The organism is Bacillus sp. A015 (assembly GCF_053851875.1).
Genome location: NZ_JBSPZB010000022.1, coordinates 19,484 through 44,782, shown reverse-complemented (window position 1 = coordinate 44,782; position 25,299 = coordinate 19,484). Strand labels below are relative to the sequence as shown.

32 protein-coding genes are annotated in these 25,299 nt (G+C 42.3%); all 32 read right to left on the bottom strand.

Annotated elements, in window-relative coordinates; all coding sequences use genetic code 11:
• Positions 1-18: 18 nt before the first annotated feature.
• A complete protein-coding gene (gene secY / locus ACSLGF_RS16065; RefSeq protein ID WP_456007127.1) occupies positions 19-1,311 on the bottom strand; it encodes a preprotein translocase subunit SecY in 1,293 nt (430 codons plus the stop codon).
• A 1-nt stretch (position 1,312) separates the two neighbouring features.
• Positions 1,313-1,753, bottom strand: a complete 441-nt coding sequence (rplO, locus tag ACSLGF_RS16060; protein ID WP_456007125.1) for a 50S ribosomal protein L15 — start codon at positions 1,751-1,753, stop codon at positions 1,313-1,315.
• Between the two features lie 30 nt (positions 1,754-1,783).
• Positions 1,784-1,966, bottom strand: a complete 183-nt coding sequence (gene rpmD, locus ACSLGF_RS16055) for a 50S ribosomal protein L30 (RefSeq protein WP_003217067.1) — start codon at positions 1,964-1,966, stop codon at positions 1,784-1,786.
• A gap of 13 nt (positions 1,967-1,979) precedes the next feature.
• A complete protein-coding gene (gene rpsE / locus ACSLGF_RS16050) occupies positions 1,980-2,480 on the bottom strand; it encodes a 30S ribosomal protein S5 (RefSeq protein WP_007496332.1) in 501 nt (166 codons plus the stop codon).
• A 24-nt stretch (positions 2,481-2,504) separates the two neighbouring features.
• Positions 2,505-2,867, bottom strand: a complete 363-nt coding sequence (rplR, locus tag ACSLGF_RS16045) for a 50S ribosomal protein L18 (protein ID WP_456007123.1) — start codon at positions 2,865-2,867, stop codon at positions 2,505-2,507.
• 32 nt (positions 2,868-2,899) lie between these two features.
• The gene (gene rplF / locus ACSLGF_RS16040) at positions 2,900-3,436 is read right to left on the bottom strand and encodes a 50S ribosomal protein L6 (protein ID WP_099728187.1); all 537 of its coding nucleotides are present in this window, start codon (positions 3,434-3,436) and stop codon (positions 2,900-2,902) included.
• A gap of 31 nt (positions 3,437-3,467) precedes the next feature.
• On the bottom strand, positions 3,468-3,866 hold the full coding sequence (gene rpsH, locus ACSLGF_RS16035) for a 30S ribosomal protein S8 (protein ID WP_007496327.1): 399 nt from the start codon (positions 3,864-3,866) through the stop codon (positions 3,468-3,470).
• Between the two features lie 31 nt (positions 3,867-3,897).
• Positions 3,898-4,083 (bottom strand): 30S ribosomal protein S14, encoded by a 186-nt coding sequence (gene rpsN, locus ACSLGF_RS16030; protein WP_008356542.1) that lies wholly within the window; start codon positions 4,081-4,083, stop codon positions 3,898-3,900.
• Between the two features lie 22 nt (positions 4,084-4,105).
• The gene (gene rplE / locus ACSLGF_RS16025) at positions 4,106-4,645 is read right to left on the bottom strand and encodes a 50S ribosomal protein L5 (protein ID WP_456007121.1); all 540 of its coding nucleotides are present in this window, start codon (positions 4,643-4,645) and stop codon (positions 4,106-4,108) included.
• 25 nt (positions 4,646-4,670) lie between these two features.
• Positions 4,671-4,982 (bottom strand): 50S ribosomal protein L24, encoded by a 312-nt coding sequence (rplX, locus tag ACSLGF_RS16020; RefSeq protein ID WP_456007119.1) that lies wholly within the window; start codon positions 4,980-4,982, stop codon positions 4,671-4,673.
• Positions 4,983-5,017: 35 nt separating this feature from the next.
• Entirely contained in the window at positions 5,018-5,386 is a 369-nt protein-coding gene (rplN, locus tag ACSLGF_RS16015) for a 50S ribosomal protein L14 (RefSeq protein ID WP_003216882.1), read from the bottom strand.
• 39 nt (positions 5,387-5,425) lie between these two features.
• A complete protein-coding gene (gene rpsQ, locus ACSLGF_RS16010) occupies positions 5,426-5,689 on the bottom strand; it encodes a 30S ribosomal protein S17 (RefSeq protein ID WP_003216906.1) in 264 nt (87 codons plus the stop codon).
• A gap of 25 nt (positions 5,690-5,714) precedes the next feature.
• The gene (rpmC, locus tag ACSLGF_RS16005) at positions 5,715-5,915 is read right to left on the bottom strand and encodes a 50S ribosomal protein L29 (RefSeq protein WP_003217155.1); all 201 of its coding nucleotides are present in this window, start codon (positions 5,913-5,915) and stop codon (positions 5,715-5,717) included.
• Complete coding sequence (rplP, locus tag ACSLGF_RS16000) at positions 5,905-6,339, bottom strand: 50S ribosomal protein L16 (protein WP_003225801.1); 435 nt, start codon at positions 6,337-6,339, stop codon at positions 5,905-5,907. Before rplP ends, rpmC begins: the two co-directional genes overlap by 11 nt.
• Before the next feature lies 1 nt (position 6,340).
• Complete coding sequence (rpsC, locus tag ACSLGF_RS15995) at positions 6,341-6,997, bottom strand: 30S ribosomal protein S3 (protein ID WP_456007116.1); 657 nt, start codon at positions 6,995-6,997, stop codon at positions 6,341-6,343.
• A gap of 3 nt (positions 6,998-7,000) precedes the next feature.
• Entirely contained in the window at positions 7,001-7,342 is a 342-nt protein-coding gene (gene rplV / locus ACSLGF_RS15990) for a 50S ribosomal protein L22 (RefSeq protein ID WP_007496316.1), read from the bottom strand.
• Positions 7,343-7,359: 17 nt separating this feature from the next.
• Positions 7,360-7,638: a 30S ribosomal protein S19 gene (rpsS, locus tag ACSLGF_RS15985; protein WP_003216920.1), complete on the bottom strand. Its 279-nt coding sequence runs from the start codon at positions 7,636-7,638 to the stop codon at positions 7,360-7,362.
• A 57-nt stretch (positions 7,639-7,695) separates the two neighbouring features.
• On the bottom strand, positions 7,696-8,529 hold the full coding sequence (rplB, locus tag ACSLGF_RS15980; RefSeq protein ID WP_024425599.1) for a 50S ribosomal protein L2: 834 nt from the start codon (positions 8,527-8,529) through the stop codon (positions 7,696-7,698).
• A gap of 28 nt (positions 8,530-8,557) precedes the next feature.
• A complete protein-coding gene (rplW, locus tag ACSLGF_RS15975; protein WP_456007113.1) occupies positions 8,558-8,845 on the bottom strand; it encodes a 50S ribosomal protein L23 in 288 nt (95 codons plus the stop codon).
• Positions 8,845-9,468, bottom strand: a complete 624-nt coding sequence (gene rplD, locus ACSLGF_RS15970; protein WP_099679362.1) for a 50S ribosomal protein L4 — start codon at positions 9,466-9,468, stop codon at positions 8,845-8,847. The genes rplW and rplD overlap by 1 nt, the downstream gene beginning before the upstream one ends.
• A gap of 27 nt (positions 9,469-9,495) precedes the next feature.
• Positions 9,496-10,125, bottom strand: a complete 630-nt coding sequence (gene rplC / locus ACSLGF_RS15965; protein ID WP_041084736.1) for a 50S ribosomal protein L3 — start codon at positions 10,123-10,125, stop codon at positions 9,496-9,498.
• A gap of 37 nt (positions 10,126-10,162) precedes the next feature.
• On the bottom strand, positions 10,163-10,471 hold the full coding sequence (gene rpsJ, locus ACSLGF_RS15960; RefSeq protein WP_099728190.1) for a 30S ribosomal protein S10: 309 nt from the start codon (positions 10,469-10,471) through the stop codon (positions 10,163-10,165).
• 218 nt (positions 10,472-10,689) lie between these two features.
• Positions 10,690-11,649: an alpha/beta fold hydrolase gene (locus tag ACSLGF_RS15955; protein ID WP_456007111.1), complete on the bottom strand. Its 960-nt coding sequence runs from the start codon at positions 11,647-11,649 to the stop codon at positions 10,690-10,692.
• Between the two features lie 110 nt (positions 11,650-11,759).
• Positions 11,760-12,950, bottom strand: coding sequence for an elongation factor Tu (tuf, locus tag ACSLGF_RS15950; protein ID WP_007496302.1), 1,191 nt, complete (start codon positions 12,948-12,950; stop codon positions 11,760-11,762).
• Positions 12,951-13,068: 118 nt separating this feature from the next.
• On the bottom strand, positions 13,069-15,147 hold the full coding sequence (gene fusA / locus ACSLGF_RS15945; protein ID WP_456007109.1) for an elongation factor G: 2,079 nt from the start codon (positions 15,145-15,147) through the stop codon (positions 13,069-13,071).
• A gap of 54 nt (positions 15,148-15,201) precedes the next feature.
• Positions 15,202-15,672 carry a 30S ribosomal protein S7 gene (rpsG, locus tag ACSLGF_RS15940; protein WP_008356520.1) on the bottom strand — a complete coding sequence of 157 codons (471 nt, stop codon included), beginning with the start codon at positions 15,670-15,672 and terminating at the stop codon, positions 15,202-15,204.
• 121 nt (positions 15,673-15,793) lie between these two features.
• A complete protein-coding gene (gene rpsL, locus ACSLGF_RS15935) occupies positions 15,794-16,213 on the bottom strand; it encodes a 30S ribosomal protein S12 (RefSeq protein ID WP_003216962.1) in 420 nt (139 codons plus the stop codon).
• 113 nt (positions 16,214-16,326) lie between these two features.
• Complete coding sequence (locus ACSLGF_RS15930) at positions 16,327-16,575, bottom strand: 50S ribosomal protein L7ae-like protein (protein ID WP_456007107.1); 249 nt, start codon at positions 16,573-16,575, stop codon at positions 16,327-16,329.
• A 146-nt stretch (positions 16,576-16,721) separates the two neighbouring features.
• The gene (gene rpoC / locus ACSLGF_RS15925) at positions 16,722-20,321 is read right to left on the bottom strand and encodes a DNA-directed RNA polymerase subunit beta' (RefSeq protein ID WP_456007105.1); all 3,600 of its coding nucleotides are present in this window, start codon (positions 20,319-20,321) and stop codon (positions 16,722-16,724) included.
• A 61-nt stretch (positions 20,322-20,382) separates the two neighbouring features.
• Positions 20,383-23,964 (bottom strand): DNA-directed RNA polymerase subunit beta, encoded by a 3,582-nt coding sequence (gene rpoB / locus ACSLGF_RS15920; RefSeq protein ID WP_007496297.1) that lies wholly within the window; start codon positions 23,962-23,964, stop codon positions 20,383-20,385.
• 255 nt (positions 23,965-24,219) lie between these two features.
• Positions 24,220-24,825 (bottom strand): class I SAM-dependent methyltransferase, encoded by a 606-nt coding sequence (locus ACSLGF_RS15915; protein WP_456007103.1) that lies wholly within the window; start codon positions 24,823-24,825, stop codon positions 24,220-24,222.
• A gap of 96 nt (positions 24,826-24,921) precedes the next feature.
• Positions 24,922-25,287: a 50S ribosomal protein L7/L12 gene (gene rplL / locus ACSLGF_RS15910; protein WP_003216952.1), complete on the bottom strand. Its 366-nt coding sequence runs from the start codon at positions 25,285-25,287 to the stop codon at positions 24,922-24,924.
• Between the last annotated feature and the right edge of the window lie 12 nt (positions 25,288-25,299).

Here is a 25,299-nt window from a genome sequence, read left to right as displayed (position 1 = left end):
GGAGCCCAGCCCTCTGTTTTATTTCATAAATCCACGGTAGTTTCGTTTCACTAGTTGGCTTTCAAGCTGTTTCATTGTTTCAAGTGCAACACCTACAACAATGAGAAGACTTGTGCCGCCAATTTGTGCAGCGGAAGGTAATCCAGCGAATTGAATGAAAAAGATAGGAAGTATTGAAATCACGGCTAAGAAAATGGCGCCCACAAACGTGAGTCGGTACAAAATGCTCGTAATTCTATCTTGAGTCATTTTCCCTGGACGAACTCCCGGGATATAGCCACCCTGCTTTTGCAGATTTTCAGCCATTTGTTCAGGATTGACTTGGACAAAGGCATAAAAATATGTGAAAGCAACAATCAGTGCTACATAAATCGTCATACCGATTGGCTTAGTATAGTCAAAGTTGTTGGTTATCCAAGTTGTGACATTATTAGTTCCGAAGAACGATGCGACCGTCTGCGGAGTAATAATGAAAGAAACGGCAAAGATGACCGGAATCACCCCTGCTGGATTCACTTTTAATGGAAGATGCGTTGCTTGACTAGCAGACATTTGTGCACGGCCGGTTCCTTTTGAATATTGAATTGCAATCTTTCTCACTGCCATTTGAATGTAAATAACACCAATAACAATGATAAGAACGGCAATAACAATAAGGGCAATTTTAAGGATTTGCATGAACAGCTGTCCATCTCCACCTACAAACTGCTGAGCGTACACTTGTTTTAATGTTTGAGGGATACCTGCGATGATACCGGAAAAGATAATAATCGATATACCGTTACCAACACCGTGAGCAGTAATCTGCTCACCCAGCCACATTAAAAATGCTGTTCCCGCAGTGAGTACGACCGCAATTAAGAGATACGTTGACACACCAGGGTTTTCAATCAGCATGCCTCCTGCCATATTGTTGAATCCATATGACATTCCTAATGCCTGGATAAATCCTAGAACAATTGTAAAATACCTTGTGAATTGTGCTAATTTTCGTCGGCCAACCTCTCCTTGCTTTGACCACTCAGTAAACTTCGGAACAACATCCATCTGCAAGAGCTGGATGATGATCGAAGCAGTGATATACGGCATAATCCCCATTGCAAGAATGGAGAATTGGAAAAGTGCCCCGCCCCCAAATGTATTGAGGATCCCGAAAACACTCATTTGATCCTGTGCCTGGAGAACTTCGGCGTTCACATTAGGCACAGGGATGAAAGCACCTATACGAAAGACGACTAACATTAAAAGTGTGAATATAATCTTATTCCGTATATCTTTCACGCGCATAAAATTGGAGATTGTCTTAAACAAGTTAGATCACCTCGGCTGTACCGCCAGCAGCTTCAATCGCTTCTTTCGCAGAAGCAGAGAATTTATTGGCTTTTACAGTTAATTTTTTTTCTAATTTACCGTTGCCAAGAATTTTTACTCCTGCTTTTAACTTGCTTAATGCACCAGTCTCTAGAAGAAGTTCAGGAGTGACTTCCATTCCTTCGTCAAAACTGTTTAATCTGTCTAAGTTGATTACCGCATAATCTTTACGGTTGATGTTTGTAAAACCACGTTTTGGAAGGCGTTGGAATAAAGGCATTTGTCCACCTTCGAATCCAGGGCGTACACCGCCGCCAGAACGAGCGTTTTGACCTTTATGACCTTTACCAGAAGTTTTACCGTTACCTGATCCAATTCCACGACCAACACGGTTGCGTACTTTACGTGAACCTTCTGAAGGCTTCAATTCATGAAGTTTCATTTGGGCACCTCCTTATCGATTAAAAATGTTTTATTGTTCTTTAACAGAAACTAAATGAGACACCTTGTTAATCATGCCGCGGATCGCTGCATTGTCTTCATGTACGACTGTTTGGTTTGTTTTCTTTAGACCAAGAGTACGAACAGTGACACGCTGATCTTCAGGGCGACCGATTACACTGCGTTTGAGGGTAATTTCTAATTTATTTGCCATTATTGTTCCCTCCTTATCCTAACAGGTCTTCTACAGATTTTCCACGAAGCTTCGCTACATCTTCAGCACGTTTAAGTTCACTTAAACCTTGAAGTGTTGCGCGGATCATGTTGATCGGTGTATTAGAACCTAGAGATTTAGAAAGGATATCAGCTAGACCAGCAAGCTCAAGTACCGCACGCACTGGGCCTCCAGCGATAACTCCTGTACCTTCTGAAGCAGGCTTCAATAGAACGTTTCCTGCACCGAATCGACCGATAATTTCATGTGGAATTGTAGTTCCAACCATTGGTACTTCAATTAAATTCTTTTTCGCATCTTCAACAGCTTTGCGGATTGCTTCTGGTACTTCTTGCGCTTTACCAGTACCGAAACCAACATGACCGTTTTTGTCACCGACAACAACTAAAGCTGCAAAACGGAAACGACGTCCACCTTTAACAACTTTCGCTACGCGGTTAACCGTAACTAAGCGTTCTTCTAACTCTAATTTGCTTGGGTCAATACGACTCATTCGGATGTGTCCCTCCTTCTTTTATTAAAATTTAAGTCCAGCCTCACGAGCAGCTTCAGCTAGAGCTTTTACACGTCCATGATATAAGTATCCTCCGCGGTCAAATACCACGTTAGAGATTCCTTTTTCAACAGCACGTTTTGCAACAACTTCGCCAACTTTAGTAGCAGCTGCAGTGTCAGAACTATTCTCGACCTTTAACTCTTTATCAAGAGTAGAAGCACTTACAAGTGTTACACCGTTAACATCATCAATTACTTGAGCGTAGATATTCTTGTTAGAACGGAAAACGTTAAGGCGAGGTCTTTCAGCAGTACCTGAAAGTTTCGCACGAACACGAGCATGTCTTTTAAGACGAGTAGCGTTTTTGCTAGTTTTCGTAATCATCCGAGTCACTCCTTTCTTCACTTTAAGCGATCTTACTTACCAGTTTTTCCTTCTTTACGGCGAACGAATTCACCTTCGTAACGAATTCCTTTACCTTTGTAAGGCTCTGGAGAACGGACAGCGCGGATGTTAGAAGCAAGAGCTCCTACACGCTCTTTATCGATACCTTTAACGATTACTTTCGTTTGAGATGGAACTTCGACTTCAACTCCAGCCTCAGGAACGATTTCAACTGGATGAGAGTATCCAACGTTAAGAACAAGTTTGTTTCCAGATTTAGCTGCACGGTAACCGACACCGATAAGTTCTAAACCTCTTTCGAAACCTTTAGATACACCTTCAACCATGTTTGCAAGCAAGCTACGTGTTGTACCATGTAATGCACGGTGTTCTTTATGTTCAGACGGACGGCTTACAGTTAAGACGTTGTCCTCAATTTTAATTTCCATATCAGGGTGAAACGTACGAGTTAGTTCACCTTTTGGTCCCTTTACTGTCACTGTGTTATCGTTGTTTGTCACAGTTACTCCTGAAGGGATCTCAAGTAGTTTTTTACCTATGCGAGACATACCAAGCACCTCCATTCATCTTAAGCTTTTTTTACCATACGTAAGCAAGTACTTCTCCACCAGCTTGTTTAGCACGGGCTTCTTTGTCCGATAAAACACCTTGTGATGTAGAAATAATTGCGATTCCAAGTCCGTTAAGTACACGTGGTACTTCATTTGATTTCGCATATACGCGTAAACCAGGTTTACTGATTCTTTTAAGACCAGTGATAACACGCTCGTTGTTTTGGCCGTATTTAAGGAACAAACGGATAATTCCTTGTTTGCTGTCTTCGACGTATTCAACGTCACGGATAAAACCTTCACGCTTTAAAATTTCAGCAATTTCTCTTTTGATTTTTGAAGCCGGTACTTCTAGCTTCTCATGACGTACCATGTTCGCATTGCGAATACGAGTCAGCAAATCTGCAATCGGATCTGTCATAACCATTATTTAATAACCTCCTTCCCATTTATGGGGATTACCAGCTGGCTTTTTTAACGCCAGGAATTTGTCCTTTATATGCAAGTTCGCGGAAACAAATACGGCAAAGTTTAAACTTACGAATAACTGAATGTGGACGTCCACAACGTTCGCAGCGCGTATACTCTTGAACTTTAAACTTTTGTTTGCGTTGTTGTTTCGCAATCATAGACTTTTTAGCCACGATTTCGCCTCCCTTTCATTGATTATTTCTGGAACGGCATACCTACTTGAGTTAATAACTCACGTGCTTCTTCGTCCGTATTGGCAGTAGTAACGATAACGATATCCATACCGCGGACCTTTGTTACTTTATCGTAATCAATTTCTGGGAAGATTAACTGTTCTTTAATACCAAGCGTGTAGTTTCCACGTCCGTCGAAAGATTTCTTAGAAATCCCACGGAAGTCACGTACACGTGGTAAAGATACAGAAATAAGTTTATCAAGGAAATCATACATGCGCTCTCCGCGAAGTGTTACTTTCGCACCGATTGGCATTCCTTCACGTAGACGGAATCCAGCAATAGACTTCTTCGCACGAGTAACGACAGGTTTTTGACCAGCGATAAACGTTAATTCTTCAACAGCAGCATCGATTGCTTTAGCGTTTTGAACTGCGTCACCAACACCCATGTTGATCACGATTTTTTCGATTTTTGGCACTTGCATTACTGAAGTGTATTCAAACTTAGAAACTAATGCAGGTGTAATTTCTTTTACATACTTTTCTTTAAGGCGGTTCATGAGAAAGACCTCCCTTCCTTATTTACTATTTATCTAGAACTTGCCCAGACTTTTTCGCTACACGGACTTTCTTTCCGTCCTCAACTTTATACCCAACACGTGTCACTTCACCCGTTTTAGGATCAAGCGGCATTACGTTTGATACGTGAATCGACGCTTCCTGTTCAGAAATTCCGCCTTGAGGGTTAGCTTGGGTTGGTTTAGAGTGTTTTTTCACAAGGTTAATACCTTCTACTAAAACACGGTCATTCTTAGGGAAAGCAGCAAGGATGACTCCTTGTTTACCTTTATCTTTACCAGAGATAACCACTACTTTATCGCCCTTTTTAACATGCATTTAATCGCACCTCCTTGAGTCGGGGATTGTATTCATTAAAGTACTTCTGGTGCTAGAGAAACAATTTTCATATAGTTATTTTCACGAAGTTCACGTGCTACTGGTCCGAAGATACGAGTTCCACGTGGGCTCTTGTCGTCACGGATGATGACACATGCATTTTCATCAAAACTGATGTAAGATCCATCGTTTCTGCGAGCTCCGCTCTTTGTACGAACGATAACTGCTTTCACAACTTCACCTTTTTTGACAACGCCTCCTGGTGTTGCTTGTTTAACCGTACAAACAATGACATCACCGATGTTAGCCGTCTTACGTCCAGAGCCACCAAGAACTTTAATCGTTAGTACTTCGCGTGCGCCAGAGTTGTCAGCTACTTTTAAACGAGTCTCCTGTTGAATCATTAATGTTACCTCCCTTCGGAAAAAGAAATCCGAACTTTATTAGATAATAACAGCTTCTTCGACAACTTCAACTAGACGAAAGCGTTTAGTCGCAGATAAAGGACGAGTTTCCATGACCTTTACGATGTCTCCGATTTTTGCTTGGTTGTTTTCATCATGTGCTTTGAACTTTTTAGAGTATCTTACACGTTTGCCATAAAGTGAATGCTTTTTGTATGTTTCAACAACAACAGTGATGGTTTTATCCATTTTGTCAGAAACAACACGACCTTGATACACTTTACGTTGGTTACGTTCGCTCATGTTTGCGGGGCCTCCCCTCTAATTATTATTTATTAGCAGCGATTTCTCTTTGACGAATCACAGTTTTCATGCGTGCGATTGATTTACGCACTTCACGAATGCGAGCAGTGTTTTCAAGCTGCCCAGTCGCTAATTGGAAACGAAGATTGAAAAGTTCTTCTTTAAGAGACTTTACTTTTTGTTCAATTTCAGCAGTGGTAAGGTCACGAATTTCATTAGCTTTCATTTGATTCACCACCAATTTCTTCACGTTTTACGAACTTCGTTTTAATTGGCAATTTGTGAGATGCAAGGCGAAGAGCTTCACGAGCAACTTCTTCAGACACACCAGAAATTTCAAATAAAACTTTGCCCGGTTTTACTACAGCTACCCATCCTTCTGGAGCACCTTTACCGGAACCCATGCGGACCTCTAGAGGTTTTGCTGTGTATGGCTTAGAAGGGAAAATTTTAATCCAAACTTTACCGCCACGTTTCATGTAACGAGTCATAGCAATACGAGCAGCTTCGATTTGACGGTTAGTGATCCATGAAGCTTCTAGAGCTTGGATACCGAACTCACCGAAATGTACTTCAGTGCCGCCTTTTGCACGACCACGCATTTTTCCACGATGTTCTCTGCGATACTTCACGCGTTTTGGCAATAACATATTATTTTCCTCCTTCCGCAGTATTCTTCTTAGTTGGAAGGACTTCTCCACGATAGATCCATACTTTTACGCCAAGCTTACCATAAGTAGTGTCAGCTTCAGCAGTAGCATAGTCAATGTCAGCACGAAGTGTGTGCAACGGAACAGTACCTTCACTGTAATATTCAGAACGAGCAATATCTGCACCGCCAAGACGACCAGAAACCATTGTTTTGATTCCTTGTGCTCCAGCACGCATTGTGCGTTGGATTGTTTGTTTTTGTGCACGACGGAATGAAATACGATTTTCAAGTTGACGAGCGATGTTTTCAGCAACTAGCTGAGCATCAAGATCTGCTCTCTTGATTTCAAGAATGTTGATGTGTACACGTTTGCCAGTTAGGCTGTTAAGAGCTTTACGAAGTGCTTCAACTTCAGATCCGCCTTTACCAATTACCATACCTGGTTTAGCCGTGTGGATTGCGATATTTACGCGGTTTGCAGCACGTTCGATTTCTACTTTAGAAACAGACGCGTCAGACAAACGCTTGCTGATGAATTCACGGATTTTCAAGTCTTCATGTAAGAAGTCAGCGTAATCTTTACCTGCGAACCATTTAGATTCCCAATCACGAATGACGCCAATACGAAGACCTACTGGATTTACCTTTTGACCCACGGATTATCCCTCCTTCTTTTCTGATACAACGATTGTAATGTGGCTAGTACGTTTGTTAATTGCGCTCGCACGACCCATAGCACGTGGACGGAATCTCTTAAGTGTTGGACCTTCGTCAACGAATGCTTGAGTAATCACTAGGCTGTTAGCGTCCAACTCGTAGTTGTGCTCAGCGTTTGCGATAGCAGATTTTAATACTTTTTCAATAATTGGTGAAGCAGCCTTAGGTGTAAGGTTTAAGATAGAAACTGCTTCTCCTACTTGCTTACCTCGGATCAGGTCCATTACTAGACGTGCTTTACGAGGAGCAATACGGACTGTTCTTGCGACAGCTTTAGCTTGCATTTAAAAGCCTCCTCTCATTAGCGTCTTGTTTTTTTATCGTCACTAGCATGACCTTTGTAAGTACGGCTTGGTGCGAATTCGCCCAATTTGTGACCTACCATATCTTCAGAAATGAAAACAGGTACATGTTTGCGTCCGTCATAGACAGCGATTGTGTGACCGATGAATTGTGGGAAAATTGTAGAACGACGAGACCAAGTTTTTACGACTTGCTTTTTGTCAGTTTCATTCAATTTCTCGACTTTAGCCATCAAATGATCATCAACAAATGGTCCTTTTTTTAAGCTGCGAGCCATTGTGGAACCTCCCTTCGTGATTGAACTACGGTCCTAAATGAACCGTAGACAACCCCGTTACTTGTTTTTACGACGACGTACAATGAATTTATCAGACTTGTTGGTTTTCTTACGAGTCTTGAATCCAAGAGTCGGTTTACCCCATGGAGACATTGGTGATTTACGTCCGATTGGAGCGCGTCCTTCACCACCACCGTGTGGGTGATCGTTAGGGTTCATTACAGAACCACGAACTGTTGGGCGTACGCCTTTCCAGCGAGAACGTCCAGCTTTACCGATGTTAATTAATTCGTGTTGCTCGTTTCCAACTTGACCGATAGTCGCACGGCAAGCAGAAAGAATCATGCGGACTTCTCCTGAGTTCAAACGTACAAGAACGTATTTACCTTCTTTACCAAGAACTTGAGCAGAAGTACCAGCAGAACGAACTAATTGTCCACCTTTACCTGGTTTCAATTCAATGTTATGCACAACTGTACCAACTGGGATGTTGATAAGTGGAAGAGCGTTACCTGGTTTGATGTCAGCTTCTGGTCCAGAAGTAACTTCAGTACCAACTTGAATTCCTTTTGGAGCAAGAATGTAACGTTTTTCACCATCTGCATAGTTTACAAGAGCGATGTTCGCTGAACGGTTTGGATCATACTCGATTGTAGCAACGCGTCCAGGTATACCGTCTTTATCACGCTTAAAGTCGATGATACGGTATTGACGTTTATGACCGCCACCTTGATGACGAACAGTCAATCTACCTTGGTTGTTACGTCCGCCTTTTTTGTGTAGCGGTGCAAGCAACGATTTTTCTGGTTTGTCAGTCGTGATTTCAGCAAAATCTGAAGTAGTCATGCCACGACGACCATTACTGGTTGGTTTATACTTTTTAATCGCCATTTTGAATTTCCCTCCTTCTTTTTAAGATTTACGCTTCAAAAATTTCGATTTCTTTGCTGTCAGCAGTTAATTTCACGATCGCTTTTCTGCGACGGCTAGTCATACCATTGTAGCGTCCAACGCGTTTAGATTTTCCTTTGTAGTTTTGAACGTTGACTTTCTCAACTTTCACTCCAAAGATTTCTTCAACAGCGTCTTTCACTTCTGTTTTGTTAGCTCTGACATCAACTTCGAACGTGTACTTCTTCTCTGTCATTAGATCAGCAGAACGTTCAGTAATGATAGGGCGCTTTAGAACATCACGAGGATCTTTCATTATGCAAGTCCCTCCTCTACTTTTTCAACCGCTGCTTTAGTGATCAGAAGTTTGTCGTGGTTGACAACGTCAAGAACGTTGATACCTTTAGCTTCAACAACTGTTACTCCAGGGATGTTACGAGCAGATAAAGCTACTGTTTCGTTTGCATCCGCAGTGACGATCAACGCTTTCTTCTCAACAGATAACCCTTTAAGGATGCCTGCGAATTCTTTCGTTTTCACTGCATCTAGAGTCAGATCTTCAAGAACGATGATGTTGTTGTCGATTACTTTAGAAGACAATACTGACTTGATAGCCAAGCGGCGAACTTTTTTAGGTAATTTATAAGAATAGCTGCGTGGTGTTGGACCGAATACGATACCGCCTCCGCGCCATTGTGGTGAACGGATAGAACCTTGACGAGCACGACCTGTACCCTTCTGTCTCCAAGGCTTACGACCTCCGCCACGTACTTCAGAACGAGTTTTTACTTTGTGAGTTCCTTGACGTAAGGAAGCTCTTTGCATAAGAATAGCATCGAATACTACGCTTTCGTTTGGCTCGATTCCAAACACAGAAGCGTTTAATTCGATTTCACCGTTAGTAGAACCGTTTTGGTTAAATAATGCTACTTTTGGCATGACTTGTTTCCTCCTTTCCTAAGAGAGTTATTTAGATTTAACTGCACTCTTTACAGTTACTAGAGATTTTTTAGCTCCTGGTACGTTTCCTTTGATCAATAGAAGATTGCGTTCTGCATCAACTTTAACGATCTCAAGGTTTTGGACAGTGATTTGCTCTCCGCCCATACGTCCTGGAAGAAGTTTACCTTTGAATACGCGGTTTGGATCAACAGGTCCCATTGAACCAGGACGACGGTGATAACGTGAACCGTGAGTCATTGGTCCGCGTGATTGTCCGTGGCGCTTGATAGCCCCTTGGAATCCTTTACCTTTTGATGTTCCTGTTACATCTACGATATCTCCATTTGCGAAAATATCAACCTTGACTTCCTGACCAACTTCATACGCATCTAACTCCACACCGCGTAATTCTTTTACGAAGCGCTTAGGAGCAGTTTCCGCTTTAGCAACATGGCCTTTCTCTGGTTTGTTAGAAAGCTTTTCACGTTTGTCGTCAAAACCGATTTGGATTGCTTCATAGCCATCCGTATCAGCAGTCTTCTTTTGAAGAACAACGTTAGCAGCAGCCTCAACAACAGTTACAGGGATAAGATCACCGTTTTCTGCGAATACTTGCGTCATACCAATTTTTCTACCTAAGATTCCTTTGGTCATTCGTCACACCTCCTATAATATGTGTTTTCTATTTGAATTAAAGTTTGATTTCGATATCTACACCAGATGGTAAATCTAAACGCATAAGTGCATCAACTGTTTGCGGAGTTGGATCCACGATGTCGATTAGACGTTTGTGAGTACGCATCTCGAATTGCTCACGAGAATCTTTGTACTTATGCACCGCACGAAGGATTGTGTAAACTGATTTTTCAGTTGGAAGCGGGATTGGACCAGATACACTAGCACCAGAACGCTTAGCCGTTTCAACAATCTTTTCAGCAGATTGATCAAGAATTCTATGATCATATGCTTTTAAACGAATACGAATTTTTTGTTTTGCCATTATTTTCCCTCCTTTTCGCCTACTTACGTTAGACAGTTCTCCGTGAGAAAAACCTGATCACCTTGCCATGGCAAAGCGGCCGGGTGTGTCAGCAACCTCTCACTTCATCGCAGTCAAAGACCAACATGCACTATTGTACCAAATTGGCCTGCGTGTTGCAATAATAAATCGGATAAATTTATGATTTGCACACTTTTCATATTATACAGGGGTTCAGCCTATAAATCAAGCTTTCTCTGAAGATGATGTATAGCAGTCTTTCTTACGATCCGAATAAATTCATCTGGCTCTTCAATATGCGGGGAATGTGCAGATTCTTGAAAGGTGAACCATTCTTTTATCGGTGCTGTTAATTGATCAACATATGGTTTTGCTACAGCAGCTGGTGTAATCATGTCATGTTCACCAATGATAAAGTAGCACGGTATTAATATAGTAGAAACTCGGTATTGAATACTCTCATTCATCAGTTCATTCCATAGCTTGTCCTGACTAAACTTCTGTCCTTTGAGGAATCTCCATTTATCTATCAGCTGATAATGCTTACTATGAAGAAACGCGCTCATCATTTGAAAAATCGGCTTCCACTTATGCGTGAGCCCTACTTTTGCGAACTCTTTATATAGAGAGAATAAAGCATGAGCGGAGGTTCGCTTCCACGGAGGTGGTGTCAGTAATCGCAGGCAACTAGTGAGCAGTCGATTGCGATGGTATTTCTTCAGAAGAAGTTCGTACGACACAATATCTTCTTTTAATACATCCACCACCTGACTAATCCCATAATATGCATGATATAAATCCGGACGTTTATGTACTGCTTGTATCGCAATCAGTGATCCCCATGAGTACCCAGCGATGTACAGTTTTGAATGACCTAAATATGAAAGAAGCTTTTCGGTCAGTTCAATCGTATCTTCAACAAATTGCTGAATAGTCATCGAAGCAGCGGGAATAGTCTTTTGATAGGAAAGTCCTGCCCCACGCTGATCCCAATGGACGACTGTAAAGTCTTGATCTAATTCCTCATGAAAGGAATCGATATAACTGATTTGAGCTGAGCCAGGCCCACCGTGTAAAAATAAAAGAACGGGTTTTGTTTCATTCAGGTGATCTTCTTTCATCATAATCCATTGGTCAACTCCGCCGATCAACCATTTCTTCAAATATGTCTTCGCCATTCCAGTGATCCTCTCGGTTCCATTTAGATTCTATAGCTTATAGTAGCCGTTCTGATCTGGAAAAGCAAAAAAAAGAGACCCTTTTGCAAGGAGTCTCTTTTATATGTTTATTATTTAATGATAGTTGAAACGACACCAGAACCTACAGTACGTCCACCCTCACGGATAGAGAAACGAGTTCCTTCTTCGATAGCGATAGTAGAGATAAGTTCAACTTCCATCTCAGTGTTATCGCCAGGCATTACCATTTCAGTACCTTCTGGAAGATGTACGATACCAGTTACGTCAGTTGTACGGAAGTAGAACTGCGGACGGTAGTTAGTGAAGAATGGAGTATGACGTCCACCCTCTTCTTTAGAAAGTACATAAACTTCAGCTTTGAAACGGCTATGTGGAGTGATTGTACCTGGTTTAGCAAGTACTTGACCACGTTGGATATCTTCACGAGATACACCACGAAGTAGTGCACCGATGTTGTCACCAGCTTCAGCATAGTCAAGAAGCTTACGGAACATTTCAACACCTGTAACAGTTGTTTTACCGTTTTCTTCTTGAAGACCGATGATTTCAACTTCGTCACCGACTTTAACTTGTCCACGCTCAACACGACCAGTAGCAACTGTTCCACGACCAGTGATTGAGAATACGTCCTCAACTGGCATCATGAATGGCTTCTCAGTGTCACGTTCTGGAGTTGGGATGTACTCATCAACCGCATCCATAAGTTCAAAGATTTTTGCTTCGTAATCAGCATCTCCTTCAAGAGCTTTAAGAGCAGAACCTTTGATAACTGGTACATCGTCACCAGGGAAGTCATAGTCAGAAAGAAGGTCACGAACTTCCATTTCAACAAGTTCAAGTAACTCTTCATCGTCAACCATGTCACATTTGTTAAGGAATACTACGATGTAAGGTACACCTACGTTACGAGAAAGTAGGATGTGCTCACGTGTTTGTGGCATTGGGCCGTCAGCAGCAGATACTACTAAGATCGCGCCGTCCATTTGAGCAGCACCAGTGATCATGTTTTTAACGTAGTCAGCGTGTCCTGGGCAGTCTACGTGTGCATAGTGACGAGTTTCAGTTTCATACTCAACGTGTGCAGTTGAGATTGTGATTCCACGCTCGCGCTCTTCTGGAGCACCATCGATTTGGTCATAAGCCATAGCTGTACCTTTACCAGATTTCTTATGAAGAACTGTTGAGATAGCAGCAGTTAGAGTTGTTTTACCATGGTCAACGTGTCCAATTGTACCAATGTTAGCATGCGATTTGGAACGGTCGAATTTTTCTTTAGCCATTCTAAAAATCCTCCTTAAAGGTTCATTGTATTTGGTATAGAGTGATAGAAAGTGAAGAGTTACCTCTCACTTTCTGATCTTCAATAGTAGTTATACTTTAGTTTAAAGGCAAAATCAATTATTCACCTTTATTTTTTTTGATGATTTCTTCACTGATGCTCTTAGGCACTTCTTCATAGTGATCCATGTGCATAGTGAAAGTACCGCGTCCTTGTGTGTTAGAACGGAGTGCAGTTGCATATCCGAACATTTCAGAAAGTGGAACCATAGCGCGAACAACTTGAGCGTTACCGCGTGCTTCCATACCTTCTACACGTCCACGACGAGATGTGATATCACCCATGATGTCTCCCATGTATTCTTCAGGGATAACGACTTCTACTTTCATCATTGGCTCAAGTAGAACTGGGTTACATTTGCTGACAGCATTTTTCAATGCCATAGATGCAGCAATTTTAAACGCCATTTCGTTAGAGTCAACATCGTGGTAAGATCCATCAAATAATTTTGCTTTGATGTCGATTAATGGGAATCCAGCTAATACACCATTTTCAAGTGAATCTTCAAGACCTGCTTGAATAGCTGGGATGTATTCACGAGGAACTACCCCACCGACGATAGCATTTTCAAATTCGAAGCCTGCGCCTTCTTCGTTTGGTTCGAATTCGATCCAAACGTGTCCGAACTGACCGCGTCCACCAGACTGACGTACGAATTTACCTTCAACTTTTGCACCAGAACGGAATGTTTCACGGTACGCAACTTGAGGAGCTCCTACGTTAGCTTCAACCTTGAACTCACGCTTCATACGGTCAACAATGATATCAAGGTGAAGCTCACCCATACCAGAGATGATCGTTTGACCAGTTTCAGGGTTTGTTTGTGTACGGAATGTTGGATCTTCTTCAGCTAGTTTAGCTAAAGCGATACTCATTTTATCTTGGTCAGCCTTAGATTTAGGCTCGATTGCTACATCGATAACTGGCTCTGGGAATTCCATAGACTCAAGGATAACAAGACTTTTCTCGTCACAAAGAGTATCACCAGTAGATGTATCTTTAAGACCTACAGCTGCTGCGATATCCCCTGCGTATACAGTAGAGATTTCTTCACGGCTGTTCGCGTGCATTTGAAGGATACGTCCAACACGTTCACGCTTGTTCTTAGAAGAGTTCTTCACGTAAGAACCAGAATCAAGTGTTCCAGAGTATACGCGGAAGAAAGTTAGTTTCCCAACATAAGGGTCAGTCATAACTTTAAATGCAAGAGCTGCAAACGGTGCGTCATCAGTAGACTCACGTACAACCTCTTCATTTGAATCTGGCAAGATACCTTTGATTGCAGCAACATCAGTTGGTGCAGGAAGGTATTCAAGCACAGCATCAAGTACAAGCTGAACACCTTTGTTTTTGAAAGCAGACCCAACAAGAACTGGATAGAATTCAACATTCAACGTTCCTTTACGGATTGCAGCTTTCAATTCAGGAATTGTGATTTCTTCACCCTCAAGGTATTTTTCCATAAGCTCTTCGTCAAGCTCAGCGACAGCTTCAATTAGGCTGCTGCGAAGCTCTTCAGCTTTGTCTTTATACTCAGCAGGGATTTCTTGTGCATCAGAGCGAGTTCCAAGGTCATCTTCGTAGAAGTATGCTACGTTTTCTACAAGGTCGATGATTCCTTCGAATTGATCTTCAGCGCCGATCGGCAATTGAATTGCATGAGCGTTCGCTTGAAGACGATCTCTTAATGTGCCTACAGAGTAAAGGAAGTCCGCACCTGTTTTATCCATTTTGTTAACGAATACGATACGAGGTACTCCGTAAGTTGTTGCTTGGCGCCAAACTGTTTCAGTTTGTGGCTCTACACCTGATTGGGCATCTAGAACAGCAACCGCACCATCAAGTACACGTAAAGAACGTTCAACTTCAACAGTGAAGTCTACGTGTCCCGGTGTATCGATGATGTTTACACGGTAACCTTTCCATTGTGCTGTAGTAGCAGCAGAAGTGATTGTAATACCACGTTCTTGCTCCTGCTCCATCCAGTCCATTTGTGAAGCTCCTTCGTGAGTTTCACCGATTTTATGGATACGACCAGTGTAGTACAAGATACGCTCAGTCGTTGTCGTTTTACCAGCATCGATGTGAGCCATGATACCAATATTACGAGTTTTGTCTAAGGAGAACTCTCTTGCCATTGGGTAATTTCTCCTTCCTTATTAGGAAATAGTTTTTTTAGTTTGGTATAAATTCTACCAGCGGTAGTGAGCGAATGCTTTGTTCGCTTCTGCCATTTTGTGTGTATCTTCACGTTTCTTCACAGCAGCACCAGTGTTGTTAGCTGCGTCAAGGATTTCGTTAGCAAGACGCTCTTCCATCGTTTTTTCTCCACGAAGACGAGCGTAGTTTACTAACCAGCGAAGACCTAAAGTTGTGCGACGGTCTGGGCGAACTTCTACAGGTACTTGGTAGTTAGCTCCACCTACACGACGTGCTTTAACTTCAAGAACTGGCATGATGTTTTTCAAGGCTTGTTCGAAAACCTCCATCGCTTCATTACCAGTACGTTCTTTGATGATATCAAATGACTTGTAGAGAATTGTTTGAGCTTTTCCTCTTTTACCGTCGATCATCATTTTGTTGATCAAACGAGATACAAGTTTAGAATTGTAAATTGGATCTGGCAAAACGTCTCTTTTTGCTACAGGACCTTTACGTGGCATCTGAATAGCCTCCCTTCTCTTTTAAAAGGATTTCTATCTGTCTCTCATCTCAGTTTCATTGTCAGTTACCTGACTCCACTGATCTGATATCAACTTCTAAAAACCCTTATGTTTGTTTATATTATTTGCTTTGTTTAGGGCGTTTTGTTCCGTATTTAGAACGACCTTGCATACGACCGTCAACTCCGGCAGTATCAAGCGCACCACGAACGATGTGGTAACGTACACCCGGTAAGTCTTTTACACGTCCGCCACGGATAAGTACTACACTGTGCTCTTGTAGATTATGTCCGATACCAGGAATGTAAGCTGTTACTTCAATCAGGTTAGACAAACGTACACGAGCATATTTACGTAGTGCTGAGTTTGGTTTTTTCGGTGTCATCGTACCGACACGAGTACAAACCCCGCGCTTCTGTGGAGATGTTACGTTAGTGTGCTCTTTTTTGAAACTGTTGTATCCTTTGTTAAGTGCAGGAGACTTTGAGTTTTCAACTTTACTCACGCGTCCTTTGCGTATTAGCTGATTAATTGTAGGCATGTTGTTATTCCTCCCTTCATTACTTTTTTTATAACCCACATACCCAGGTGGTTCATCAAAAGGCAAAAAACAACGCTTTTGCATTTATAAGCATGCAAAAACAAACAAGTACGTTATAACATAATGGCAACAGCTGCTGCCCCAACTTCAATTCCGCAGGCCTTGCCGAGCTTTTTCATGGAATCTACCATTAAAATGTCTACACCCTTCTCTTGCGCTAGTTTGATTACACCAGCTGTTAAAGCAGGATCAGCATCTTTCGCTACGACGATTTCCTTTACTGAATCTCGTTTTAGAGCTTTTACTGTTTGCTTCGTACCAATAATAATGGACTGAGCCTGTGATACTTTATCATAAGACATCGAATATCCTCCAAAGTAACAGGTTTTATTTTGAGCACCTTGGTTATATTATCATCATGGCAGAAGGATGTCAATATCGTATCACAGATTATCTTGACATCCTTCACCATTTTTTGATGATTTTTATGGAAATCTTATGAGAAAGATTACTCTACAGGAACCATGTCGTCAGTCGGCTGCACTTGTGAAACCGGCTTAACTTTACGGTAGTTTGGCATTCCCGTTCCAGCAGGAACAAGTTTACCAATGATAACATTCTCTTTCAAGCCAAGCAGTTCATCGCGTTTTCCTTTGATCGCCGCATCAGTTAGGACACGAGTCGTTTCTTGGAAGGATGCAGCAGACAAGAATGAGTCTGTTTCAAGTGATGCTTTTGTAATACCAAGAAGAACTGGACGGCCTGTTGCAGGACGCTTGCCTTCGAATAGAACTTTTTTGTTCGCTTCAGTGAATTGATGTACATCAAGAAGTGTGCCTGGCAATACATCTGTATCCCCTGCATCAGCGACACGCACTTTGCGAAGCATTTGGCGAACCATTACCTCTACGTGCTTATCTCCGATTTCTACCCCTTGCATACGGTATACTTTTTGTACTTCATGAAGCAGATATTCTTGAACAGCTGTCATGTCAGTCACTTTTAGAAGCTCTTTCGGATCGATAGAACCTTCTGTCAGTACTTGACCGCGAGTGACTTTGTCACCTTCAACAACTTTCAGACGTGCATTGTAAGGAGCTGTGTAAGAACGAGTTTCAACTTCGCCTTGAACCACAATTTCCTGCTGCTTGTCACGAACATCGTTGATTTCAGCAACGACACCATCAATTTCAGAGATGGTCGCTTGCCCTTTCGGATTACGCGCTTCAAATAGCTCTTGGATACGAGGTAAACCTTGTGTGATATCGTCTCCTGCTACCCCACCGGTGTGGAACGTACGCATTGTAAGCTGTGTTCCTGGCTCACCAATCGATTGTGCAGCGATGATTCCAACTGCTTCACCAACTTCGACGTCAGTACCAGTTGCAAGGTTACGGCCGTAGCATCGTTTACATACACCATGAGGCGTGTTACATGTAAATGCAGAACGGATCCATACTTCTTCAATACCTGCTTCAACTACTTCAAGTGCTTTATCTTCATCAATTAGCTCGTTTTCGCCCACAATGACTTCGCCCGTTTCAGGATGAATAATTGGTTTTCTTGCAAAACGTCCGATAAGACGTTCTTCAAGTTTCTCAATAATTTCATTTCCTTCTTTAATGGACTTCGCCAAGATTCCACGGTCTGTACCACAATCTGTTTCACGGATGATGACATCCTGTGCAACGTCAACCAGGCGACGCGTGAGGTAGCCTGAGTCAGCTGTTTTAAGGGCTGTATCGGCAAGACCTTTACGCGCTCCGTGAGTGGAAATAAAGTATTCTAATACGGTTAAACCTTCACGGAAACTAGATTTAATCGGAAGTTCAATGATACGTCCAGCCGGGTTGGCCATCAAACCACGCATACCAGCCAGCTGAGTGAAGTTAGATGCGTTACCACGCGCTCCAGAGTCACTCATCATGTAGATCGGGTTGACTTCATCAAGGGACTTCATCAGTTTACCTTGGATGACATCTTTAGAAGAACTCCAGATTGAAATCACTCTCTCATAACGCTCTTCTTCTGTAATCAATCCACGTCTGAATTGCTTCAAGACGTTATCTACTTTGGCTTGTGCTTCTTCAAGGATTTTCTGCTTATCATCTAATACGACGATATCAGATACACCAACGGTAATACCGGCTTTAGTAGAATATTTGAACCCAAGATTTTTCATGCGGTCAAGCATTTTAGAAGTCTCAGTGATGTGGAATCTCTTAAAGATTTCCGCAATGATTTTTCCTAAAATACCTTTTTTGAACGGCGCATTGATTTCTTGTTTCTCGATCGCAGCTTTTACATCCTCACCTTTTTCAAGGAAGAAACGATCAGGTGTTTTTTCTTCAATATTGCTCTTAGTCGGCTCATTCATGTATGGGAATGATTCCGGTAAGATTTCGTTAAAGATCAGTTTTCCAACTGTTGTAATCAACAATTTAGAACGCTGTTCATCAGTGAATGTCACATTCTTCAACGAGCTAGCTGCAACAGCTACACGTGTATGAAGATGCACATAACCATTTTGATAAGCTAGAAGGGCTTCATTCGTATCTTTGAAGACCATACCTTCTCCGATAGCACCTTTACGCTCAAGTGTTAGGTAGTAGTTACCAAGCACCATATCCTGAGATGGCGTAACAACTGGTTTTCCATCTTTCGGGTTCAAAATGTTTTGAGCAGCAAGCATTAAGATACGAGCTTCAGCTTGAGCTTCGGCAGATAATGGTACGTGAACCGCCATTTGGTCACCGTCAAAGTCAGCGTTGTAGGCTGTACATACAAGCGGATGCAGACGAATTGCGCGTCCTTCCACAAGTGTAGGTTCAAACGCTTGAATACCAAGTCTGTGAAGAGTTGGTGCACGGTTTAGTAAGACTGGATGCTCACGAATAACTGATTCTAAAACATCCCATACTTCCGGCTGCACGCGCTCAATTTTACGCTTCGCGCTCTTAATGTTGTGGGCTAATCCTTTTTCAACAAGCTCCTTCATCACAAATGGTTTGAATAATTCAAGAGCCATTTCTTTCGGAAGTCCACACTGATACATTTTCAAATGTGGTCCTACGACGATAACGGAACGTCCAGAATAGTCAACACGTTTACCAAGCAAGTTTTGACGGAAACGCCCTTGTTTCCCTTTCAGCATGTGAGAAAGAGATTTCAATGGTCTATTTCCTGGTCCTGTTACTGGTCGACCTCTACGTCCATTATCAATCAAGGCATCGACAGCTTCTTGAAGCATACGCTTCTCGTTCTGAACGATGATGCTTGGCGCGCCAAGATCTAATAAACGTTTCAGACGATTGTTACGGTTGATGACACGACGATAAAGGTCGTTCAAGTCAGAAGTAGCAAAACGTCCACCGTCAAGCTGAACCATTGGACGTAATTCTGGTGGAATAACCGGAAGTACATCAAGGATCATCCAAGACGGTTTGTTTCCTGAGTTACGGAAGGCTTCTAACACTTCAAGGCGTTTGATCGCACGTGTACGACGCTGTCCTTGGGCCGTTTTCAGCTCTTCTTTCAGTGTATCCACTTCTTTTACAAGATCGATATCTTGAAGAAGTTTGTTGATTGCTTCAGCACCCATAGCTGCTTGGAACGTATTACCGTATTTATCTAAATAAGCACGGAATTCTTTCTCAGAAAGAAGTTGTTTCTTCTCAAGTGGTGTGTTGCCCGGATCTGTCACGACGTAAGAAGCGAAGTAGATCACTTCTTCTAACGCACGTGGTGACATATCAAGAACAAGACCCATACGGCTTGGGATACCTTTGAAATACCAAATGTGGGAAACTGGGGCAGCCAGTTCGATATGCCCCATTCTCTCACGACGGACTTTTGCCCGTGTTACTTCTACACCACAACGGTCACATACAACACCCTTATAACGAACACGTTTATACTTTCCACAATGACATTCCCAGTCTTTTTGCGGTCCGAAGATACGTTCACAAAAGAGACCATCTTTTTCAGGTTTCAGTGTACGATAGTTAATCGTTTCAGGCTTTTTCACTTCACCAAAAGACCAAGAACGGATTTTATCAGGTGATGCGAGACCGATGTTCATATACTCAAAATTGTTCACATCTAGCAAGGGGCCTACCTCCCTTTTAATCTTCGGGTTATACCCTAGTCACTTGCTCTAATCGTTTCTGCTATTCTTTTGTGACTGCGTCACGTTCAAGATCGACAGGTGCGAGGTCTGCAGCATCTTCGTCATTAGATAACGCTAATCCGTCTGCTTTCTTCGTTTCCTCATCGTCTTCTAAATCTCTCATTTCTATCTCTTCTTCATCGCCAGATAGGATTTTGACATCCATACCTAAACTTTGAAGTTCTTTGATTAACACTTTGAATGATTCAGGGACACCTGGTTCAGGTACGTTATCCCCTTTGACGATAGCTTCGTACGTTTTCACACGGCCCACAACGTCATCCGATTTAACAGTTAAGATCTCTTGAAGTGTGTATGCAGCACCGTAAGCTTCAAGTGCCCATACTTCCATCTCTCCGAAACGCTGACCACCAAACTGTGCTTTACCGCCAAGTGGCTGCTGCGTAACAAGTGAGTATGGTCCAGTTGAACGAGCGTGAAGTTTATCGTCAACCATGTGAGCCAGTTTGATCATATACATGATGCCGACAGATACACGGTTGTCGAATGGTTCACCAGTTCGACCGTCATAAAGGACTGTTTTCGCATCACGGGACATACCTGCTTCTTCAAGCGTTTCCCATACATCTTCCTCACGAGCACCATCAAATACTGGTGACGCAATGTGGATGCCAAGGTAACGTGCAGCCATACCCATATGAAGCTCGAGCACCTGACCGATGTTCATACGAGATGGTACCCCTAGAGGGTTTAACATGATATCAATTGGCGTTCCATCTGGAAGATACGGCATATCTTCTTCTGGAAGGATTTTAGAGATAACCCCTTTGTTACCATGTCGCCCGGCCATTTTGTCACCTTCAGAAATTTTACGCTTCTGAACGATGTATACGCGGACTAACTGGTTCACACCTGGTGGTAATTCATCTCCATCTTCACGATTAAAGACTTTTACATCGTGGATAATTCCGCCGCCGCCGTGTGGAACACGTAGAGACGTATCACGAACTTCACGAGCCTTTTCACCGAAGATTGCATGTAATAGACGTTCTTCAGCTGTCAGTTCTGTTACACCTTTAGGCGTTACTTTCCCTACTAGAAGGTCTCCGTCTTTTACTTCTGCACCAATACGGATAATACCGCGCTCGTCAAGGTTGCGTAAAGCATCTTCCCCAACGTTTGGAATATCACGTGTGATTTCTTCTGGTCCAAGCTTTGTATCACGAGCTTCTGATTCATATTCTTCAATATGGATAGAAGTGTAGACGTCATCTTTTACAAGGCGCTCACTCATAATGATCGCATCCTCGTAGTTGTAACCGTCCCATGTCATGAAGCCGACCATCACGTTACGTCCTAGAGCCAATTCACCTTTTTCCATAGAAGGACCGTCTGCAAGGATTTCTCCTTTAACGACTTCATCCCCAACACTTACGATTGGACGCTGGTTGTAGCAAGTCCCTTGGTTAGAGCGGACAAATTTCAGCAAGCTGTATTTGTCTAGGTTTCCTTTGACTTGTTGTCCGTCAACGTCTTCATAGCGACGAACCCAAATATTTTTTGCTTCAACACGTTCTACAACACCTGGGTAGCGGCAGATGACAGCAGCACCAGAGTCTTTCCCTGATACATACTCCATACCTGTACCAACAATCGGTGATTCCGGCTGCATCAAAGGCACAGCCTGACGCTGCATGTTCGCTCCCATTAGAGCACGGTTAGAGTCATCGTTTTCTAAGAATGGGATACATGCTGTCGCCGCAGAAACAACCTGCTTTGGCGAAACGTCCATGTAGTCAACGCGGTTTCGAGGAACAACTGTGTTTTCCCCTCTGAAACGAGCAATGATATTATCATCGATAAACGAACCATCTTCACCTAATATAGCGTTCGCTTGTGCTACAACGTAGTTATCCTCTTCATCAGCAGTTAAGTAATCGATTCTCGGTGTCACTTTACCTGTTTCAGGGTCAACCCGGCGGTAAGGTGTTTCGATAAATCCGAAGCGATTCACTTTTGCAAATGAAGATAGAGAGTTGATCAAACCGATGTTTGGACCCTCTGGTGTTTCAATCGGACACATACGGCCATAGTGAGAGTAGTGAACGTCACGAACTTCCATTCCTGCACGCTCACGTGTCAAGCCACCCGGTCCAAGCGCCGACAGACGACGTTTGTGCGTCAATTCAGCAAGCGGGTTTGTTTGATCCATGAACTGAGAAAGCTGAGAGCTGCCAAAGAACTCTTTGATAGAAGCGATCACAGGACGAATGTTAATCAGCTGCTGAGGTGTGATCGTGTTTGTGTCTTGGATCGACATTCTTTCACGAACAACACGCTCCATTCTGCTTAAACCAATACGGAATTGGTTTTGCAGAAGTTCACCTACAGAACGCAGACGACGGTTACCAAGGTGATCGATATCATCTGTGTCACCTACACCATGAAGCAGGTTGAAGAAGTAACTGATTGATGCAATGATGTCAGAAGGAGTGATATTTTTCACAGCTTCCTCTACGTATGCATTACCAATCACGTTGATCACTTGCTCGCCTTCTTGATCAGTCGGTGCATAAATCTTAATAGATTGAAGTTCTACTTCATCTTCTACTACGCCACCGTTCGGATAAAGCTTTCTAAATCCGATGCCGTTTTCTAAGTATGGAAGAACTTTATCAAGAACTCTTCTGTCTAAAATTTGACCTTTTTCTGCTAGAATTTCACCTGTTTCAGGATCAACTAACGTTTCAGCCAATTTTTGATTGAACAGTCTATTTTTAATATGAAGCTTCTTATTAATCTTGTAGCGTCCAACATTTGCTAGGTCATATCTCTTCGGATCAAAGAAGCGAGAGTCTAGCAAGCTTTTCGCATTTTCAACAGTTGGCGGCTCTCCAGGACGAAGGCGCTCGTAGATTTCGAGAAGTGCTTTATCCGCATTCTCTGTATTGTCTTTTTCCAGCGTGTTGCGTAAGTATTCATTCTCGCCAATGAGGTCAAGAATCTCTTGATCAGAGCTGAAGCCGAGGGCACGCAAAAGAACCGTAACCGGCAACTTACGTGTGCGATCGATGCGTACATAGACTACATCCTTCGCATCAGTTTCGTATTCTAACCATGCGCCACGGTTTGGAATGACAGTCGCAGTAAAACCTTTTTTACCGTTTTTGTCTACTTTACCACTGAAATATACACTCGGAGAACGAACTAATTGAGAAACGATTACACGTTCCGCACCATTAATGATAAAAGTACCTGTGTCTGTCATGATTGGGAAATCACCCATGAACACATCTTGGTCTTTTACTTCTCCAGTTTCTTTGTTAATTAAACGAACTTTTACTCTTAGTGGAGCAGAGTAAGTTACATCACGTTCTTTTGATTCTGCTACAGGATACTTAGGATCCCCTAGGCTGTAATCAATGAATTCAAGAGAAAGGTTACCAGTAAAATCCTCAATTGGGGATATATCTTGAAACATCTCTCTAAGACCCTCATCAAGAAACCACTGATAAGAAGAGGTTTGAATTTCAATGAGATTTGGTAATTCTAACACTTCGCTTATGCGTGCGTAGCTTCTGCGCTGGCGGTGTCGTCCATACTGAACTAGTTGACCTGTCAACTGATTCACCCCTCAAATCATGCGTATTATATGTGTAAAAAGTATTTCTGTCTTTCAAATGTCAGTAAAGAAATACTTTTACAAGACAAAAGAAAAAAGGGTTTCTAAAATAAGAAAACCACATCCAAAAACAAATACCGATTTTATTAGTTTTCCCAAGTATGCATAATTTATACAAAATAGTTGTTTATTAAGCCTATCAAGCAAAATATACACATTGGCATTTTATAATGTTAACACAGCTAGGAAACTGCGTCAAACTTTTTTAGCTTTGATAATATAGTAGCCCTTTTTTTTCATAACGACCGCGACTTCTCCAAAGAGCTGCTCTAATTTTTCAATCGCAGATGGCCCGCCCTGCTTTTTCTGAATAACCACCCACAACGCACCTTCTGGCAATAAATGATCAGCACTTTTTTCAAAGATCGCATGTACAACTTTCTTCCCTGCCCGTATTGGGGGATTGGTCAGTATAGAGGCAAAAGCAGCTGATGAATGAACATTCGAGAACAAATCACTTTGATAGATGCGGACATTATCAATGCGATTATGCTTAGCGTTTTCCTTTGAAAGTTCGACTGCTCTTTCGTTCACATCAATCATATGAATGGTGCGGCTCGTCATTTCGTTTGCTAACGATAAGCCGATCGGTCCATAACCGCAACCGACATCTAAGACATCGCCATCCAAGTCAGGTTCTTCAAAAGCTTCAATTAATAGCCTTGAACCATAGTCGACTTCTTTCTTAGAAAACACTCCACTGTCACTTGTAAAAGTAAAGGTACGGTTTCTCAGGGTGAAGTCCCATGTCTGTTTATTGCTTTTTACTGATGGCTTTTCCGTATAATAGTGGTCACTCACGATGAATGGACCTCCTCTGGGTTCAATCGTTTCAGGAGATTAGAAAAGAAAAAGCCCGCCAGTAAAAGCGAGCTTTCCCAAAAGATTAGGCGAAGATTACTTAACTTCTACAGAAGCGCCAACTTCTTCAAGCTTAGCTTTAAGTTCTTCAGCTTCTTCTTTAGCAATACCTTCTTTAAGTGGTTTTGGCGTGTTGTCAACAAGTTCTTTAGCTTCTTTCAAGCCAAGACCAGTGATTTCACGAACCACTTTGATCACTTTGATTTTTTGGTCTCCAGCACCAGCAAGTACTAGATCAAAATCAGTTTTCTCTTCAGCAGCAGCACCACCAGCAGCAGCTACAGCTACAGGAGCAGCAGCAGTTACGCCAAATTCTTCTTCGATTGCTTTTACTAAGTCGTTTAACTCAAGTACAGTTGCTTCTTTAACTGAAGCAATGATTTCTTCGATATTTAAAGCCATTTGTAATTCCTC